Raw genomic sequence first — 15957 nt, 5'->3', positions numbered from 1 at the left:
TCAATGCGAAGCTTTTGATTCTGATAAATTATTCAATTTCAGTGAAAAAAAGCTTGAGCATTAACAGAGTATCTACAGGTGTTTGTTTGTAGGAGGCCAACCTTTGGCCGAAGGGTTTGGATTCTATGGTTTGGAGCATAATTCATTCGCTCACAGGGTGAGCTCCTACAGGTGTTTGTCTGTGGGAGGCCAACCTTTGGCCGAAGGGTTATGAAAAAATTCGCCAATTCCTGTCTATACTAATCCTTGTATGGTTCATGATGTATAAGGAGATCCGGTGTGCCGAATACAACACAGGCCCCTATTGAAAACAGCGTTCTACTCCCCTGCCCGAAACTGATGTTATTCGACTGGCACGGTACGCTAGTTGATACTCACCAAGCGATGTATCAAGCTATTGAAGAGATGCTAGCTCAACTTGATGAGTTGGACTTAGTACGTCACCTCCTTCCTGAAGAAGATGCCAAAACAGAAGATGATGAAAAGCTGATCCGTTATATACGAATCTATCGTCATCTCCATCCCCGTGTATTAGCTGAACAGCGCATCTCTAGAACAGACGTTTTCGATGCCATATTTGGTGATAATGATGAAGCCAACCAGATCGCTCACAAAGCCTATAACGATTGCTACCGTCATCACTATGGCAGCGTAAAACCGTTCCAAGATGGAATGTACGAATATCTCATCTATCTTAAAAAACTTGGGATAAAAATTGGGGTCGTTACCAACCGTAGTCGTGAATTTCTCGACCCTGAACTGGAAATGGTTGAAGATGGCCGCTGGCAAGATCTCTTCGATGTAACCTTATGCGGCGATGAGATGCAGCGCTACAAGCCTGCGCCGGATGCTATGCTACAAGCCGCAAAACAGCTTAATTTAAAGGCTGATGAGCACTTATGGTATGTAGGGGATAGCGTCACCGATATGATGACCGCGACTAAAGCCGGCGTCACTCGTATTTTCTATAACGGCGCACTCTGGGCACCCCATTGGTTTGAGCAGGTTTTTGCCGAGCACGCCCACCATCGCTACGATCCCGATATTATTATTGATGATTTTGATGAACTACTCGATCTAGTGTTAGCTAGTAAGAAAACCGAGCTATCTCCAGTGCTACTTTCTGAACGCCCTGCTCGATTACCGCCCCGCCAACCTAAAGCGGAACACAAAGAACCTGACTGGCACCCTGCGGTTGCAAAACTGACCTACCCTAAAGTGATCCTCTTTGATTGGCATGCCACACTGGTGGATACCTTAGATGCGATGTACCACGCCGTAGATGATATGTTGAAAGAGTTAAAAGAGCTGGGGTTATTAGAGCACCTTGTTGATACCGCTAAGTGCAAATCCCCTGATGATCAACGCCTCGTCGAATATGTCCGTGATAATTTAAGCCTTCACCCGAAAATAAAGATCGACCGTAAAATATCCCGTACTGATATTTTTGAGATTCTCTTTGCTGATAACCATGTGGCAAAAACCTTAGCTCACAAGGGCTTCACAGAGCATTACCGTAAATACTATGGAACCGCCCTTCCCTTTGAAGCTAAAGTAAAAAACATGCTCGAAGGGTTGCGTAAATTAGGCCTTATTGTTGGTGTTATCACCAATAGAGATCGTGAATTTTTTGTCCATGAACTCAACACCGTCGATGGCGGTTGGGCCCATCTATTTGATACCGAGATCTGTGGCGATGATACGGTTGAGCGTAAACCCCACACCGACCAAATACTAAAAGCAGCCGAGAACTTAAATATCCCCCTCGGCGCCGACATTTGGTATGTAGGCGACAGCACCACTGACGTGATTGCCGCCAAATCAGCGGGGATTACTAGTGTGTTTTTTAACGGTGCCCAATGGGATCTACCTTGGTTAAATAAGATTTTCCCCGGTACTGAACGTTACCCCTACAAACCTGATGTCGTTGTAAATGACTTCTCTGAATTTTGGGCTTTAGTGCTCTCATGTCGAAAAAACAGACCAAGAAACTAATGAGTCGTTGGCTATGCCACCAGATAAATATACGCAATAAACGCCACCCAACTCAGGAGTAAAAGCGCCCAAGGGAGTTTGCTTTGACGATAGATAACGTCTGGTGTAAGAGCGCTATCGTCCGCTTGCTGCGCAGTCAGGCTGCTCGCTTTTTCATTCAACTTACGTTTCCGTTTATCTAAAGCGCGCGCTTTTTCCTTATTGCGCTTTTTATACTCCTCAATCCCTTTTTGAATACCTTGGGCAATCAACTTGGTTTGCTCTTTCGTCTGGCCCGGTTTTTGGGTCGCCTTCGCCACTTGCATCGCTTCAGCAACCACTTCATCCGATACCTTTAATTTCTTCGCCATACATGCTCCTAAGATTTGGCATCTATTATCACTGTAAGTAAGATTGAATAACAGGCTCGCCTCTAAACCTGATCAACGACGAGTCAGAGCATATTCATATAAACTCGTTATACTACCCGCTCCTAAATCAACAGCTTATTAAGGATATACAACATGGCTGGCTCCAGCTTTTTCGCGCTAATTGATGATATTGCAACCCTGCTGGATGACGTAGCGAGTATGACCAAGGTCGCCGCACGAAAAACCGCAGGCGTATTAGGTGATGATTTAGCCCTAAATGCTGAGCAAGTCTCCGGTGTTAAAGCTGATAGAGAGCTACCGGTGATTTGGGCGGTTGCTAAAGGCTCTTTGCTGAATAAAATGATTCTTGTGCCTGCTGCTCTGGCCATTAGTTACTTTATTCCTTGGCTGATCACCCCTTTATTGATGCTCGGCGGACTGTTTTTATGCTTTGAAGGGTTTGAGAAAGTATTCCACGCCCTATTCCACTCGAAAGAATCAAAAGAAGCCCATCATAAAGAACTTAAATTGGCGATTGAAAATACAGATGTAGATATTGTTGAGTTTGAAAAACAAAAAATAAAAGGCGCTATTAGAACTGATTTCATCTTATCCGCAGAGATCATCGTTATTACTTTAGGCACAGTGGCGGGCGCTGCACTACTCACCCAACTCTCCGTATTAATTGGTCTTTCTTTTATTATTACCGTAGGTGTATATGGCATAGTGGCGGGTATTGTTCGATTAGATGATATAGGGCTATATCTTATTCGTAACCCTGATAGCAGTCCCTTTCAGAAAGCCTTAGGTCGAGGAATCTTATCCGCTGCGCCAAAACTGATGAAAGCGCTTTCAATTATCGGCACGATCGCCATGTTTATGGTGGGTGGTGGGATACTTGTTCATGGTTTGCCTTTCTTGCATCATTTTATTGAGCAGGTAATAGACGGTTCCGGCACTATATTAATGGTCATTGTTTCCACGCTACTAGAGGCATTAAGTGGTGTAATTGCTGGAGGAATTGTCCTTTTGATTATTCAAGCGATAAAAGCGGTTCTTCCCGTTAAGCAAGCGGCGGAATAGACTTTTTAGAATCGGATAAACCTTTTTTATTACTTCATGCAATAATTAAGGCGTGTGACGAACCCCAATACAACCAGTTTGTCGCTCTCCGATATACCACCGTAATAAGCATCTATCGCCTGTAACAATTTGTAAATATAGTGTGTAAATATAATGGTTAAATATCTCTAGCTGGAGCAAGCTGTTGTCTGATTTCCACACACAACATTTATCACAATCGATTCAACGTATTCAGTTACTTATCAATCGCAAAGAGGTAATTGAAGCTTGGCTACATAGCCAAAATAAACAGCCTAAACATTCTCTTGTGGAATCTCTGACCCATAGACAGCACTTAACCGAGCTTGGCCAGCTCATTAATCGGTTACACCCTGCAGATACCGCTCTACTCCTTGAATCTATTCCACCAGAACAGCGCCCTTTGATCTGGCATTTAATTGATGAAGAGAAAGCAGGTGCGGTACTACTTGAGCTGTCTGATTCAGTAAAGCATGAGCTCATTAACCACTCAGATGCTCAGATTCTAACCGCCGCAGCCCAGCATCTAGAAAGTGATGAGATCGCCGACTTGGTGCAAGAACTCCCGAAGGAGATCGCTCCCGATTTACTCTTCTCTCTACCCAGCGAAGAGCGTGATCGTGTCCGCTCAGCGATGAGTTTTCCTGAAGAGTGCGTTGGCGCTTGGATGGAGTTTGATATACCCGTTGTACGTGATGATATATCACTCGATGTCGTACTAAGGTTTTTCCGACGCCAAGGGTCTTTGCCTGATAACTCAGGCCAGATTATGGTCGTGGATGATTATGGGCATCTAAAAGGAACCCTCGCATTAGAGGATCTATTAACCCATAGTGGCGACCTACCTATAGCGGATGTGCTCGACGATAAGCCTATTACGTTTCACACTAATAGCTCTGCCGAAGAAGCTGCTCGGAGCTTTGAACGCTACGAGTTAACTGTGGCACCGGTTGTCAACGCCCATAATAAGTTAGTGGGTGTTCTACGTGTAACCGCATTGATGGATTTAATAGCGGAGCAGGCCCATAAAAAACTACTCCTTAATGCGGGTTTGAATAAAGAGGAAAACCTATTTGATCCTATATCAAAGTCCGCAAAAAACCGCTGGCCTTGGATCGCCCTGAATCTTTTAATTGTCTTTATTGCTTCACGTATTATTGATCAGTTTGAAACTGTAATTACCCAAGTCGTCGCACTGGCGGCACTACTGCCGATCACCGCTAATATTGGTGGTAATGCAGGGAATCAAGTCGTTGCGTTAGTCATACGAGGTTTAGCTACAAAACAACTAAACGCAAGCAACACGCTACAACTACTAAGAAAAGAGCTTTCCATCTCCCTTATGAATGGCCTTATATGGGGTTGCATTACCGCTTTTATTACCTATCTTCTCTATAGCAATATTTACCTTTCTTTAGTCATGATGCTCGCTATGTTAAGCACTATGTTGTTTGCCTCCCTTATCGGAGTAGCGATCCCCATTGCATTAAAACGTCTTGGACAAGATCCCGCCTTAGGTAGCAGCGTTATCATCACCGGTACCACCGATACATTAGGCTTTTTAATATTCTTAGGACTGGCCGCTGTGATTTTATAAACCCTTCGCACCTTTTCGGCCAAGCCCCCTTTCCGAGCGAATAAATAGACTTAGCTAATAAAACAAACGTCCTACAGAGCTAAGGGTAAATTAAGACTTTTTCTTATATTTACCATCGCTAATTAACCGTATGATTGGGCATATCCTGTTAACTCAATATTTAGCTGTTATTGATAACCTTTTCTCTACAAGGAATGTAGAACGTTATGTCTAGCGCATCCTTAAAACTCATTAAAGATTTAGATGATTTTAAATTCATCTATTACTGGGCTTGCCCTCACAGCGGCCAAGTCAGCCCTAACCTACCAACCTTACTGCATGCAAGTGAATGGTTAGCTGAATACCAAGCTAAAAAATATCAAAACACTGAGCGACGAAAATCGACCACGGACCGCCGCAGACGAGCTTATAAATCCAGCTCACCCAGCATGGAACTTATCTATTCAAGACGTATTAATCCAGAAGGTCGGCGCGTAACCGATAAACTTCCTACCGTTGACTTAGATATGACACCCGATAAATGCAGAGAAGCAAGGGATCAGTTTATAAATTAACGCTGATAAAACTGAGAGATCTCATCTCTGGTAAAAATAGCGCATAAAAAAACTGAACCCTGTGAATAGATAGAATCAACCTTAAATAAGCGGTCCCACTATCGTCAAAAACAGCTGTTCAGCTTTATTTTAATAAGGAGGCAATCTAATGACCTCCTTCAACAATACCCCTAGTCGTTGTGACTAAGCCACCTTACTGGCTTTCTCTTGATCCGTTAGGTACTCATCATACGTGCCTTGGAAGTCGATCACTTTATGATCTTTAATCTCAAGAATACGCGTCGCCAATGAGGATACAAACTCACGGTCATGACTAACAAAGATGATCGTACCATCATAATTAGCTAACCCATTATTCAACGCTTCGATAGATTCCATATCTAAATGGTTGGTTGGCTCATCTAAGATCAAAACGTTTGTATCTGACATCATCAGTTTGCCAAACAATAGACGGTTTTTCTCACCACCTGAACATACCTTTGCTTTTTTGTTGGCATCATCTGCAGTGAAGAGCAAACGCCCCAACATACCACGTACCGCTAAATCATCATGTTTAGGTGTACGCCATTGCGACATCCACTCAAACAAGGTCAGATCATTATCAAACTCATCGCTACTGTCTTGTGGGCAGTAACCAATTTCTGCATTTTCTGCCCATTTTATTTCGCCATGGTTCACGTTGAGTTCGTTAAGCAAGCAGCGTAAGAATGTCGTTTTACCCACACCGTTCTCGCCTATAACGGCTAACTTCGCGCCAGCTTCAAGAATCATATGGCCGCCAGAAAATAAGACTTCACCATCAAATCCATGAGAGAGATCTTCGATAACCAGCGCTTGGCGATGCAGTTTTTGGTGCTGCTTCATCGTAATATAAGGTGCTACACGACTAGATGGTTTAACTTCATCTAGTTTTATTTTCTCCATCCGCTTAGCACGGGATGTTGCCTGTTTAGCTTTAGATGCATTGGCAGAGAAGCGATTTACAAACTGCTGAAGATCATCTATTTCAGCCGCTTTCTTTGCATTGTCTGCATGAAGCTGTTCACGAATAAGCGTAGACGCTGCAACAAAATCCTCGTAGTTACCAGGAAAGATACGCAGCTCACCATAATCAATATCTGCCATATGAGTGCACACTGAATTCAAGAAATGACGGTCATGGGAGATGATAATCATTGTACATTTACGCTGATTTAATACTTCTTCAAGCCAGGTAATCGTATGAATATCCAAGTTGTTGGTCGGCTCATCTAATAACAAAATATCAGGATTCGCGAATAACGCCTGCGCCAAAAGAACACGCAGTTTCCAACCGGGAGCAACTTGGCTCATTAGGCCCCAGTGCAACTCTTCTGCTATACCCGCAGAAAGAAGGATTTCACCCGCACGACTCTCAGCGGTATAACCATCCATTTCAGCAAACTCACCTTCAAGATGGGCGACCTTCATACCATCTTCTTCAGACATCTCAGGCAAAGAATAGATACGATCACGTTCCTGCTTAACCTCCCAAAGCGGCGCATCGCCCATAATAACAGCATCGATAACACTGTACTCTTCAAAAGCAAACTGATCTTGACTCAAGGTGCCAACCGTATAGCCCGGCGTGATAGAGATATTGCCTGACGTCGGTGTGAGTTCTCCACTTAGGATCTTCATAAACGTTGACTTACCACAGCCATTCGCACCGATAAGACCGTAGCGGTTGCCATTACCAAATTTGGCTGAAATATTTTCGAATAAAGGCTTAGAGCCAAACTGCATGGTGATGTTTGCGGTAGAAATCAAAAGGGAGGTACCTAAGCGATAAAATGAAGAACACAGACCCCTACAAAAGGCCTAAATATGGGAGGCGCACTATAAAGATTTATGCTTGAAATGTCGAGGTAAATCGTACAAGAAACACACAATTACGCATATAAAAACAGCCAACGGCCTCCCCTTTTATTAAAGGTTGATTCTGTCATATTTGGGAAAATAGAATCACGCTGTGACGTTTTAAGTTAAAGAAACATGAATGATAAATTCACTGAATCGCCTATATCTTTTATCGGCGTTATAAAGCGTTAGATGACTGGGGCATTAGTGTAGGGATACCGTATGTAGCCAATACAGTACTACAAACCGCTAGATTAACCCTAGGTCTCCATAGACAAGTTTTACTCAATCTGCACTCATCGCGCTTTACTTCCCTTTAGGCAACAGCTCAATATCTATAAACACGCCCCTTTCATCTCGCGCCATTTTTTTGGAAAGCGTTCCTCTTAACTTATCGTTAGTCATATTTTTGCAAAGATCCAGAGCTACTATCCATGTGCATCTCAATTATTAGGTAGAACCCAAACATGGAAAACAATCAAGCGGTACTTCCCAAGCAAGGCGAGTATCACAACTATCTTCAATGGATAATGGTTAGCTTTTTAGTCTATTTATTGATCTGTGCTGTTGGCATGATTGGTAGTGGATTTAAAATGGCTTCAGCGGGTCATGCGAGTGAACTATTTTCTTTCGCGAGTAACCCTTTTGCAGGGCTTGTCGTTGGTATTATAGCCACAGCATTAATTCAGTCATCTTCTACCGTCTCCTCTATTATTGTCGGGCTTGTGGCTGGCGGTCTTCCTGTGGAGCTTGCGGTTCCTATGATTATGGGGGCCAATGTAGGTACCTCTATCACGAACACGATCGTCTCCCTTGGTCACGTCCGTGCGAAGGAAGAATTCAAGCGCGCTTTTTCAGCCGCAACCGTACACGACTTTTTTAATTTACTGTCGGTACTGATTTTCTTACCATTGGAAATCGCCTTTGGCCTTTTAGAGAAAATAGGCAGTTGGTTATCAAGCCTATTTTACGGTTCTGGTGACTCATCGATTAAGAGTTTTAACTTTGTAAAAACAGCAACCGCCCCAGTCGTCAATACAGTTAAAGATGTAACCCATTCTTTCGGCGATCAACTTGGCGGTATTGCACTGATCTTAATTGGTATTGGTCTCATCTTTATTGCCATTACCATGGTCGGTAAGTTGTTGAAAAAGCTGATGGTAGGCAAAGCTAAAGATATTATGCACACAGCGATTGGTCGCGGACCTTTATCGGGTATTGCATCCGGCACTTTAGTCACTATTTTTGTCCAATCATCGTCTACAACCACGTCCTTAATGGTGCCACTTGCAGGCTCTGGCGCATTCAAATTGAAGGATATTTATCCATTCACTTTGGGCGCGAATATTGGTACCTGTGTGACAGCTGTACTTGCAGCCACCGCTGTGACAGGTAACGCACAAGCAGCACTACAAATCGCCTTTATTCACCTTGTTTATAATATTCTAGGTGTCGTGCTAATTTATGGTCTACCACTACTAAGAAATATACCGGTTAAATGTGCAGATGCATTAGGTGGAATAGCGGCTGAAAATAAACTTGCCGCTCTAGGTTATATTTTAGGCGTGTTCTTTGTCGCCCCAGCCCTTTGTTTGGGCATTAGCAGCCAACTTTAATTAAGGGGAATCCTATGAGCAATTTACAAATATTGTCCACTGAGAGACTAAACAAATTAATCGATGAAACACAGCTAACACTACAAGAGTTAAAGCAAGAAGTGATTCGTCGTGAACATCTAAAACAAGAGCATGAGATCAAAGATTTAGAGCATCACATGAGCAGTGCGGAGTTCAATTTGAACAGCATTAAGAATTTTTTTGCTTATCTTCTTGAAGAATCCAAAAAGAATAAATAAATACAAAGAAAGAATAATAGAAAAGCCAATTCCTTAAATAGAAATTGGCTTTTTTTGTTTTAAATCCCTACAAAAAATAAGCTTAGACCACCACCAACCAAGGTCTATTATCTTAAATATCGAGCTACAGCCGCACCAAAAGCCTTCCTTTGACGAGACTTTCACAAGAGTTTAACTCATCTCGAATTAGCAAACTTCACTAGACCGAACCTACAGAAACTTATCAATATTTATTCTTTTAGGTCAAATAAGCAGAACTTAAGTATCAACTATATGATTTTACTGATTTTAATATTGCTTTTCATAATCTAGTTCAGTAGTTTCGGTATATCATAAAAAAAGTTCATCACTTTAGGTTGTCTTTAAAATGCCCTCATTTTTCCGTGATTCCTCTATAGTTAAACAGCTTACCTACATAATGCTAGTCATCGTTGTAGTTATATTTACAACATTAAACCTGTTTATAAACCGCGAAGTTGATCATGCATTTATGGAGACGGTTGAACAATCCGTCGAACAGCAGGTTGACCACCTCTCCCATAACATCGACTTTTTCAACACAACACTCCAGCAGCAAACGGCTGAGTTAGGTTCTGTTTTTGTCAGCCTATTTCCCGGCGCGATGACCACCGATAGCTTTATGCAAGAAAGTGTCGGCCAATATGAAGTCCCTCTTTTGATGAATAACGGAGAAGCGATTACTAATAACTTTTCCAAGGTTGATCAATTTAGCCAAATGACTGGCGCAACAGCCACCGTCTTTATGCGTGTGGGCGATGATTTCCTTAGAGTCAGCACCTCCCTTCGTAACAACGATGGCGAGCGAGCGATCGGCACTATGTTGGGAAAATCCCACCCCGGCTATCAAGCACTGATAAACGGTGAAGAGTACGTAGGGCCTGCCTATATTTTAGAACGCCACTATATGACCAAGTATGTCCCGTTTAAAAATGCACAAGGGGACGTGGCCGGTCTGTTCTATGTGGGCTTTGACTATACCTCCCATTTAGCAACACTAAAAAAATCCATTAGCCAGCTGAGCATTGGTGAAAGTGGCTACGCGTATATTGTGAACTTGGCCGAGGGCGAACACTTTGGTGAGTTGATCTTACATCCGAATAATCAGATCGAAAAAATCACTGATGTCTCGCTGCATGGCCAGCAGATACTTGATGCCGTTAATAATACTGAGCGCGGCACCCTTCAGTTCACCGTTTCAACACCGGAAGGTGAGGAACAGAACAAGCTCATTGCGTTTACAAAAAATAAGCAATGGAATTGGGGTGTGATCGTACAAAACGATATCGAAGAACTGACTCAAGCTAAAAACACTCTGCTAATAGAGATGTCCATTATCTCGATTATCAGCGCCATTGTGATCACCTTCTTACTACTGATTACCTTACGCACCCGTCTAAAACCTATCGCGAAGATCTGTGGCTATATGCAAGCGATTGGTGACGGCGACTTAACCACTGTCATTGATACAGATATGGGTTCAGAGAACAGCCAAAATGAGATCCACCAACTGAGCCGAAGTGCCAAAGCGACCGTGGCAGGTTTACGTAATGTGACACGTCAGTTAAACAGCACGATGCATACAATAACCACCCACCTAAATACAGTGTCGGGCGGTATTTCACGTCTCAATGGTGATTTAGATCGCCAGCAACAAGAAACCGAAATGGTGGCGTCTGCTATCTCCGAGATGACATCGACTTCTGAAGAAGTTGCCAGTAATGCCGCATCAGCCGCGCAGCAAACCCAGATGGCAAGCTCTGAAGCTCAAAACGGTGACCAGCTGGTACAGCAAGTGGTTAGCTCTATTCAAAGTATCTCGAATGAAGTTAACGAACTGACGGGCATGATTGAACAGGTTGAATCCAATAGTAACGCCATTGGTACGGTTATGGATGTGATTCAAAATATAGCCGAACAAACTAACCTACTCGCCCTGAATGCGGCGATCGAGGCGGCCCGTGCAGGGGATGCCGGACGTGGCTTCTCCGTCGTTGCCGATGAAGTGCGTAATCTTGCACAACAAACGGCAAACTCTACCACTGAGATCAGAGAGATGATCGAGCGTTTACAAGGCAATACACGTAATGCGGTAGAACGTATGGAGCTGAGTAACGATAAAGTAAAATGCAGTGTCGATATGACCTCTCAGGCCGGTGAAGCCCTAACCGCCATCACAGCATCTGTTGCCAACATATCCGATGCCAGTATGCAGATTGCATCAGCCGCCGAAGAGCAAACCTCTGTCAGTGAAGATATCAGCCGCAATGTTGAAAATATCAGCACAATCGCGATGGAAACCTCTCAATCAAGCCAGCAGATGGCCAATGCGATCTACGAACTTGATAATGCAGGTAAAGAGCTACAACGGGTGGTAAACCTATTTAAAACCTAAGGATGGTACCAACAGCATCAAGCCATAGCTCTACGGGGCTATGGTTTGACTTTAATAGTTTTGACGTTAATCCCAAGTAATACGCCCACCACACAACATACAGCCCTTTTCAAAACTATCTTCAAGGTCACCCGTTTGCACCGTTTCACAGGTTTCGCAGCGCCCCGGCGAGCGATGCTCTTCTAAACAGTCTAAACACAACCACTGCTCATCAAACTCAAACACCGTGTTATGGCTTTTACAGCAGATATGGCACAAGGCCTGTGCGCCTTCATAATGATCGGGACTCTCTTCCCCACACACTTTCGGCTCATTCTGTTTAACCACATCGGTATAAGTAAACGGCGTTGAGCATGTGACACACTGCTGGTGCTGTGCCCCATCGTAGGCACTCAAGGTGCCACACGCACACCTCATGCGTACAAAACGCACTTTCGTTCGACAGAGCAAACAGTAACTAAAATAGATCGGCGCAAACCCTTGCTCTTCCACTGCCGCATGATACTGGCAGTGGGGACAGTCGATCAGTTTGGCGCCATGGTTGAGATGAGCCTGTAACTCATCCGCCAAGCGCTCAAACGGCCCTTGTAACTCAGGGTCGCGTCCTGAAACAGGGTTGATACCTGAGGCGGATTGAATTGATTTGGGTTTATCAGTCGGCATAGTAGATCACATCATTTTGGCGGTCGCCTATTATGCGGAGATCTACTTTTAGCGCAAGAAAAAGATTAACCGCTCAGGTTAATCTCCGTTTTAAGTACGTTCGCGATAAAACGCTGGCCATAAAATATAGGGAATACGTCACAGTCCATCTACTACCAGACTTAACGCCGATAAATATAAGGTTCAGCGCCATTACTCAGCTAAACAACGTCAGCATCGTATCCCGACATCAGCGAGCCTATCTATTGATAATAGCGGTGGCTCGCCTATTTATTCATCCGCCAGCTGTTCACACTGAAAGATTAACGCGTCGCTTTCACCTAACGTACGTGCCAACTTAGGCAGTAACTTGGACATTTTATCAAACAGTCCCCAAGGTGGATTAATGACGATCATGCCGGATGATGTCATGCCATGCTCATCCGTATCTGGTGATATACCTAGCTCAAAACACTGAATGTTCTTAATACCACTACGGATCAGCTTATTTTTCATTTTAGTAATGGTTGCTCGGTCCACCACCGGATACCACAACCCATAAGTCCCTGTAGCAAACTTTCCATGCGCCTTTTTAATCGCTGCCACCACATCATCATACTCAGTCTTAACTTCATAAGATGGGTCAATCAAGATAAAGCCCCGACGACTCGCTGGCGGCATCAACGCATTCATCCCTTGCAAGCCATCACTACAGGTCACTTTAATCTTGCGCTGGCGGCTGGTATTAAGGCAGAGGTATTGAAAATCTTCAGGATGTAATTCAAACAACCAGGCACGATCTTGTGGGCGTAAAAAGTATTTAGCAAACAACGGCGACCCAGGGTAAATATTACTTTTACCGGCCTCGTTGTAGGACCTTATCACCTTAAAATAACGTGAAAGTTCAGGATACTCGGCCTCTTTTAGCTTACCAATACCGCCCGAATGCTCCTCTAATTTACGCGCATGGGCTGACTTGAAGTTGAACAGACCAGCCCCCGAATGGGTATCTATATACTCAAACGGTTTATCTTTTTTAGTCAGATGTTCTAACACCTCAACCGCAACAATATGCTTGAGAATGTCGGCAAAGTTACCTGCATGAAAGGAGTGTCTATAACTTAGCAAAGGAATATCTCTTTAGATGATAAGCAGAGAAGAGTCACTGCTGAATAGCACTATTTTACTTGGAAAGCAGAAAACACAAAACGGTTTATCGCAATATAAAAACAATAAGTCATTAAAGTACACACAAAGCCCTATGCACTGTTCCCATCACTTCAGTAAGAAAGCCATTTTAACGACCGCACTCCAGAAGCCACATTTTTTCAGTGTGAAACAATAAAAATACAGAACGTATGGATTGAAAGCCTAAACTACTCACTGCACGACGACAGACAACCCTTTTTCTTTTCTAAGAGCGCCTGTCCCTGCTTATTTTCCTGCTTATTTCTTTCTTAACTACCAAAAAACATAGCGGGTCGAACACCAAATCGTGCAGATAGCTTTTCAATTGCCTGACGGCTCAGCACTCGCTTCCCATTCAATACTTTCGAAACCATTGTTTTATCGCCCACTTCTGGAAGGTCACTTCCTGTCAGGTGATGCTGACTCATCAAAGTTCGGAGTAATGCAATATCCATTGGTATTGCTTCAGCTTCTTCGATAAAAGCGACTAACTCTTCATCCTCAGCTTCATAACGTTCAATAGCGTGACTGAGCATGTCTATCAGAGGGTTCATAGGATCATCTGGAGTATCACTAGCGGTTTCCATTACCTGCTCCAAAGTTTCCAGTGCTGTTTCGTACTGCTCATCTGAACCAATGTTAATAAAAGGCTGAGCAGTTGACATAAATGCCTGGTATGCATCAACAATGGCTAACTGTGCCATAACATCACCTCTAATCTTTATCTTTCATATATTTCTTGGTTAGTTTGTCATAACCCGCATGATTCACTATATGTTTGATATACATACGCTTATTCAAAAACTGGATAAATGCAATCACTCGGAGGTTATTCCCTCCTACATCCAGTACCCACCATTTATCTTTGTATTTAAAGTTATCCAACGATGGAAAAACTGCCATCAACTCTTCTGGGTTATGAAAATCCGTTTTATGTAGCACCTTGAACATATCCATCAAAGCATCGCGGTCATTGGGATATTTCCTTGCCGCATCATTGAAGGGCTTTTTTGAGATTACATTCATTACCTATTCCTTGTTGACTACATGTCAACTATAGCTCCAATGTTGACTAAAAGTCAACTTTGAGCCTTTTCGCTGTTGGATGCGTATTGTGATATACTGCTTTTAGGTCCTTAATCGTAACGTGGGTGTAGATCTATGGACAATTATTCAGGACAGGCACCCTTGAATTGACAATACCCTCTCTCAACCCTAAGACCAAAACCACGCTTTTTTTCACAACATCGATAAAAGGATTTACCGATGACACGCCCCAGAAAGGAACTCGTATCTGTTGAAGATACTCCCTATTACCATGTTGTATCTCGCTGTGTTCGCCGCTCGTTTTTATGTGGTGTTGACCACTCTACCGGTAAAGACTATGAGTATCGCCGCCAATGGATCGAAGACCGATACGTATTTTATCTTTTCTGTTCTCAATCGATATCTGCGCTTATGCAGTGATGTCGAACCATCTTCATATCGTATTCAAACTCTGCCCTACTGAAGCTGAAAGCTGGTCTGATACTAAAGTGACCGAACGATGGTTGAGCCTATTCAAAGGTCCGTTACTGATTCAACAATGGCACGCGGGCGAGCCTCTTTGTAAAGCACAGCTCGATGTAGTAAGCGATATGATAGAAGTCTACCGGAAGCGTTTATCCAGCCTAAGCTGGTTTATGAAGTGCCTCAACGAACCTATTGCCCGCCAAGCCAATCAAGAAGATAAATGCACTGGCCACTTCTGGGAATCCCGATATAAATCTCAAGCGTTATTAACCGAAGAAGCACTGCTCTCCTGTATGGCTTATGTCGACCTTAACCCCGTACGAGCTGGCATGGCTGCCACGCCAGAAGAATCCAATCACACAAGTATTAAAAAGCGCATAAAGCCACAGTTCGACTTAACAACGGCTATCGAATCTCAGAAATCATTACTTGCATTGCAGCAGTTTAAATCGCCAGTGAAACCTTTAGCGCAGTTTGAAGGCAATATCCGAAATGAAGATCAGCAAGGGATTCTATTTAGTCTTGAGGACTACCTAGCCTTAGTTGATATGACAGGCCGCATACTGCGTGATGACAAACGCGGTGTAATATCCGCACACCTACCACCCATATTAGAAAGACTCGAAATAAACCCAGAAGAATGGCTAAATAGCGCTAGTCAGTTTGAAATGCTGTACCACAAAAAATTCGCACGTAGACGACGAACAACAAACGCAGCCTAAAACTGCCTGCTCCTATTTCAATTAAAAAAGGAATCGGTTTATTAACTGAGGATTACCGCTATCTGGGAAATGGGGTTCCAGCATTTTTTCAGTGTGAAACAATAAAAATACAGGACGTATGGATTGAAAGCCTAAACTACTCACTGCACG

At 43.4% G+C, this 15957-nt stretch carries 15 protein-coding genes; 9 read left to right on the top strand and 6 right to left on the bottom strand.

Going from position 1 to position 15957, the window contains the following annotated elements; genetic code table 11:
* Window positions 1-279: 279 nt before the first annotated feature.
* Window positions 280-1995 (top strand): HAD family hydrolase, encoded by a 1716-nt coding sequence (locus A3774_RS05775; RefSeq protein ID WP_231867947.1) that lies wholly within the window; start codon window positions 280-282, stop codon window positions 1993-1995.
* 11 nt (window positions 1996-2006) lie between these two features.
* On the opposite strand, the gene A3774_RS05770 is transcribed toward A3774_RS05775, so the two are convergent.
* The gene (locus A3774_RS05770) at window positions 2007-2345 is read right to left on the bottom strand and encodes a DUF2956 domain-containing protein (RefSeq protein WP_067864526.1); all 339 of its coding nucleotides are present in this window, start codon (window positions 2343-2345) and stop codon (window positions 2007-2009) included.
* A 153-nt stretch (window positions 2346-2498) separates the two neighbouring features.
* Here A3774_RS05770 and A3774_RS05765 point away from each other — a divergent pair, with 153 nt between their 5' ends.
* From A3774_RS05765 to A3774_RS05755, 3 genes are all read left to right on the top strand, one after another.
* Window positions 2499-3428: a DUF808 domain-containing protein gene (locus A3774_RS05765; protein WP_067864523.1), complete on the top strand. Its 930-nt coding sequence runs from the start codon at window positions 2499-2501 to the stop codon at window positions 3426-3428.
* A gap of 184 nt (window positions 3429-3612) precedes the next feature.
* Entirely contained in the window at window positions 3613-5043 is a 1431-nt protein-coding gene (mgtE, locus tag A3774_RS05760; protein WP_067864520.1) for a magnesium transporter, read from the top strand.
* A gap of 206 nt (window positions 5044-5249) precedes the next feature.
* Complete coding sequence (locus A3774_RS05755; RefSeq protein ID WP_067864517.1) at window positions 5250-5597, top strand: hypothetical protein; 348 nt, start codon at window positions 5250-5252, stop codon at window positions 5595-5597.
* A 183-nt stretch (window positions 5598-5780) separates the two neighbouring features.
* On the opposite strand, the gene A3774_RS05750 is transcribed toward A3774_RS05755, so the two are convergent.
* A complete protein-coding gene (locus A3774_RS05750; protein ID WP_075107912.1) occupies window positions 5781-7385 on the bottom strand; it encodes an ABC-F family ATPase in 1605 nt (534 codons plus the stop codon).
* Window positions 7386-7942: 557 nt separating this feature from the next.
* Between A3774_RS05750 and A3774_RS05745 the strand changes: the two genes are divergently transcribed.
* From A3774_RS05745 to A3774_RS05735, 3 genes are all read left to right on the top strand, one after another.
* On the top strand, window positions 7943-9091 hold the full coding sequence (locus A3774_RS05745) for a Na/Pi symporter (RefSeq protein ID WP_067864511.1): 1149 nt from the start codon (window positions 7943-7945) through the stop codon (window positions 9089-9091).
* Between the two features lie 14 nt (window positions 9092-9105).
* The gene (locus A3774_RS05740; RefSeq protein WP_067864508.1) at window positions 9106-9330 is read left to right on the top strand and encodes a hypothetical protein; all 225 of its coding nucleotides are present in this window, start codon (window positions 9106-9108) and stop codon (window positions 9328-9330) included.
* 367 nt (window positions 9331-9697) lie between these two features.
* Window positions 9698-11743, top strand: coding sequence for a methyl-accepting chemotaxis protein (locus A3774_RS05735; RefSeq protein WP_067864505.1), 2046 nt, complete (start codon window positions 9698-9700; stop codon window positions 11741-11743).
* Between the two features lie 66 nt (window positions 11744-11809).
* Here A3774_RS05735 and A3774_RS05730 read toward each other — a convergent pair whose 3' ends face one another.
* The 4 genes from A3774_RS05730 to A3774_RS05715 form a co-directional block, all read right to left on the bottom strand.
* Window positions 11810-12406 carry a hypothetical protein gene (locus tag A3774_RS05730; RefSeq protein ID WP_067864502.1) on the bottom strand — a complete coding sequence of 199 codons (597 nt, stop codon included), beginning with the start codon at window positions 12404-12406 and terminating at the stop codon, window positions 11810-11812.
* 270 nt (window positions 12407-12676) lie between these two features.
* Window positions 12677-13513 carry a 23S rRNA (adenine(2030)-N(6))-methyltransferase RlmJ gene (locus A3774_RS05725; RefSeq protein ID WP_067864499.1) on the bottom strand — a complete coding sequence of 279 codons (837 nt, stop codon included), beginning with the start codon at window positions 13511-13513 and terminating at the stop codon, window positions 12677-12679.
* 329 nt (window positions 13514-13842) lie between these two features.
* The gene (locus A3774_RS05720; RefSeq protein ID WP_067864495.1) at window positions 13843-14277 is read right to left on the bottom strand and encodes a helix-turn-helix domain-containing protein; all 435 of its coding nucleotides are present in this window, start codon (window positions 14275-14277) and stop codon (window positions 13843-13845) included.
* A 10-nt stretch (window positions 14278-14287) separates the two neighbouring features.
* The gene (locus A3774_RS05715) at window positions 14288-14599 is read right to left on the bottom strand and encodes a type II toxin-antitoxin system HigB family toxin (RefSeq protein ID WP_067864492.1); all 312 of its coding nucleotides are present in this window, start codon (window positions 14597-14599) and stop codon (window positions 14288-14290) included.
* A gap of 240 nt (window positions 14600-14839) precedes the next feature.
* On the opposite strand from A3774_RS05715, the gene A3774_RS16745 reads away from it, so the two are divergent.
* Together A3774_RS16745 and A3774_RS05705 are read left to right on the top strand one after the other, a co-directional pair.
* A complete protein-coding gene (locus A3774_RS16745) occupies window positions 14840-15040 on the top strand; it encodes a hypothetical protein (RefSeq protein ID WP_067864489.1) in 201 nt (66 codons plus the stop codon).
* Window positions 15040-15807: a transposase gene (locus tag A3774_RS05705; protein ID WP_067864486.1), complete on the top strand. Its 768-nt coding sequence runs from the start codon at window positions 15040-15042 to the stop codon at window positions 15805-15807. Before A3774_RS16745 ends, A3774_RS05705 begins: the two co-directional genes overlap by 1 nt.
* The last annotated feature ends 150 nt before the right edge of the window (window positions 15808-15957 follow it).

This window comes from Neptuniibacter marinus (genome assembly GCF_001597725.1).
GTDB classification, from domain to species: Bacteria; Pseudomonadota; Gammaproteobacteria; order Pseudomonadales; family Balneatricaceae; genus Neptuniibacter; species Neptuniibacter marinus.
This window is presented reverse-complemented; position numbering and strand designations above follow the sequence as displayed.

Excerpts from the sequence above, each read along its gene's own strand:
- A3774_RS05770 (WP_067864526.1), bottom strand. The coding sequence starts at position 2,345 with ATGGCGAAGAAATTAAAGGTATCGGATGAAGTGGTTGCTGAAGCGATG.
- A3774_RS05765 (WP_067864523.1), top strand. The coding sequence starts at position 2,499 with ATGGCTGGCTCCAGCTTTTTCGCGCTAATTGATGATATTGCAACCCTG.
- A3774_RS05755 (WP_067864517.1), top strand. The coding sequence starts at position 5,250 with ATGTCTAGCGCATCCTTAAAACTCATTAAAGATTTAGATGATTTTAAA.
- A3774_RS05745 (WP_067864511.1), top strand. The coding sequence starts at position 7,943 with ATGGAAAACAATCAAGCGGTACTTCCCAAGCAAGGCGAGTATCACAAC.
- A3774_RS05740 (WP_067864508.1), top strand. The coding sequence starts at position 9,106 with ATGAGCAATTTACAAATATTGTCCACTGAGAGACTAAACAAATTAATC.
- A3774_RS05735 (WP_067864505.1), top strand. The coding sequence starts at position 9,698 with ATGCCCTCATTTTTCCGTGATTCCTCTATAGTTAAACAGCTTACCTAC.
- A3774_RS05730 (WP_067864502.1), bottom strand. The coding sequence starts at position 12,406 with ATGCCGACTGATAAACCCAAATCAATTCAATCCGCCTCAGGTATCAAC.
- A3774_RS05720 (WP_067864495.1), bottom strand. The coding sequence starts at position 14,277 with ATGGCACAGTTAGCCATTGTTGATGCATACCAGGCATTTATGTCAACT.
- A3774_RS05715 (WP_067864492.1), bottom strand. The coding sequence starts at position 14,599 with ATGAATGTAATCTCAAAAAAGCCCTTCAATGATGCGGCAAGGAAATAT.
- A3774_RS16745 (WP_067864489.1), top strand. The coding sequence starts at position 14,840 with ATGACACGCCCCAGAAAGGAACTCGTATCTGTTGAAGATACTCCCTAT.
- A3774_RS05705 (WP_067864486.1), top strand. The coding sequence starts at position 15,040 with ATGTCGAACCATCTTCATATCGTATTCAAACTCTGCCCTACTGAAGCT.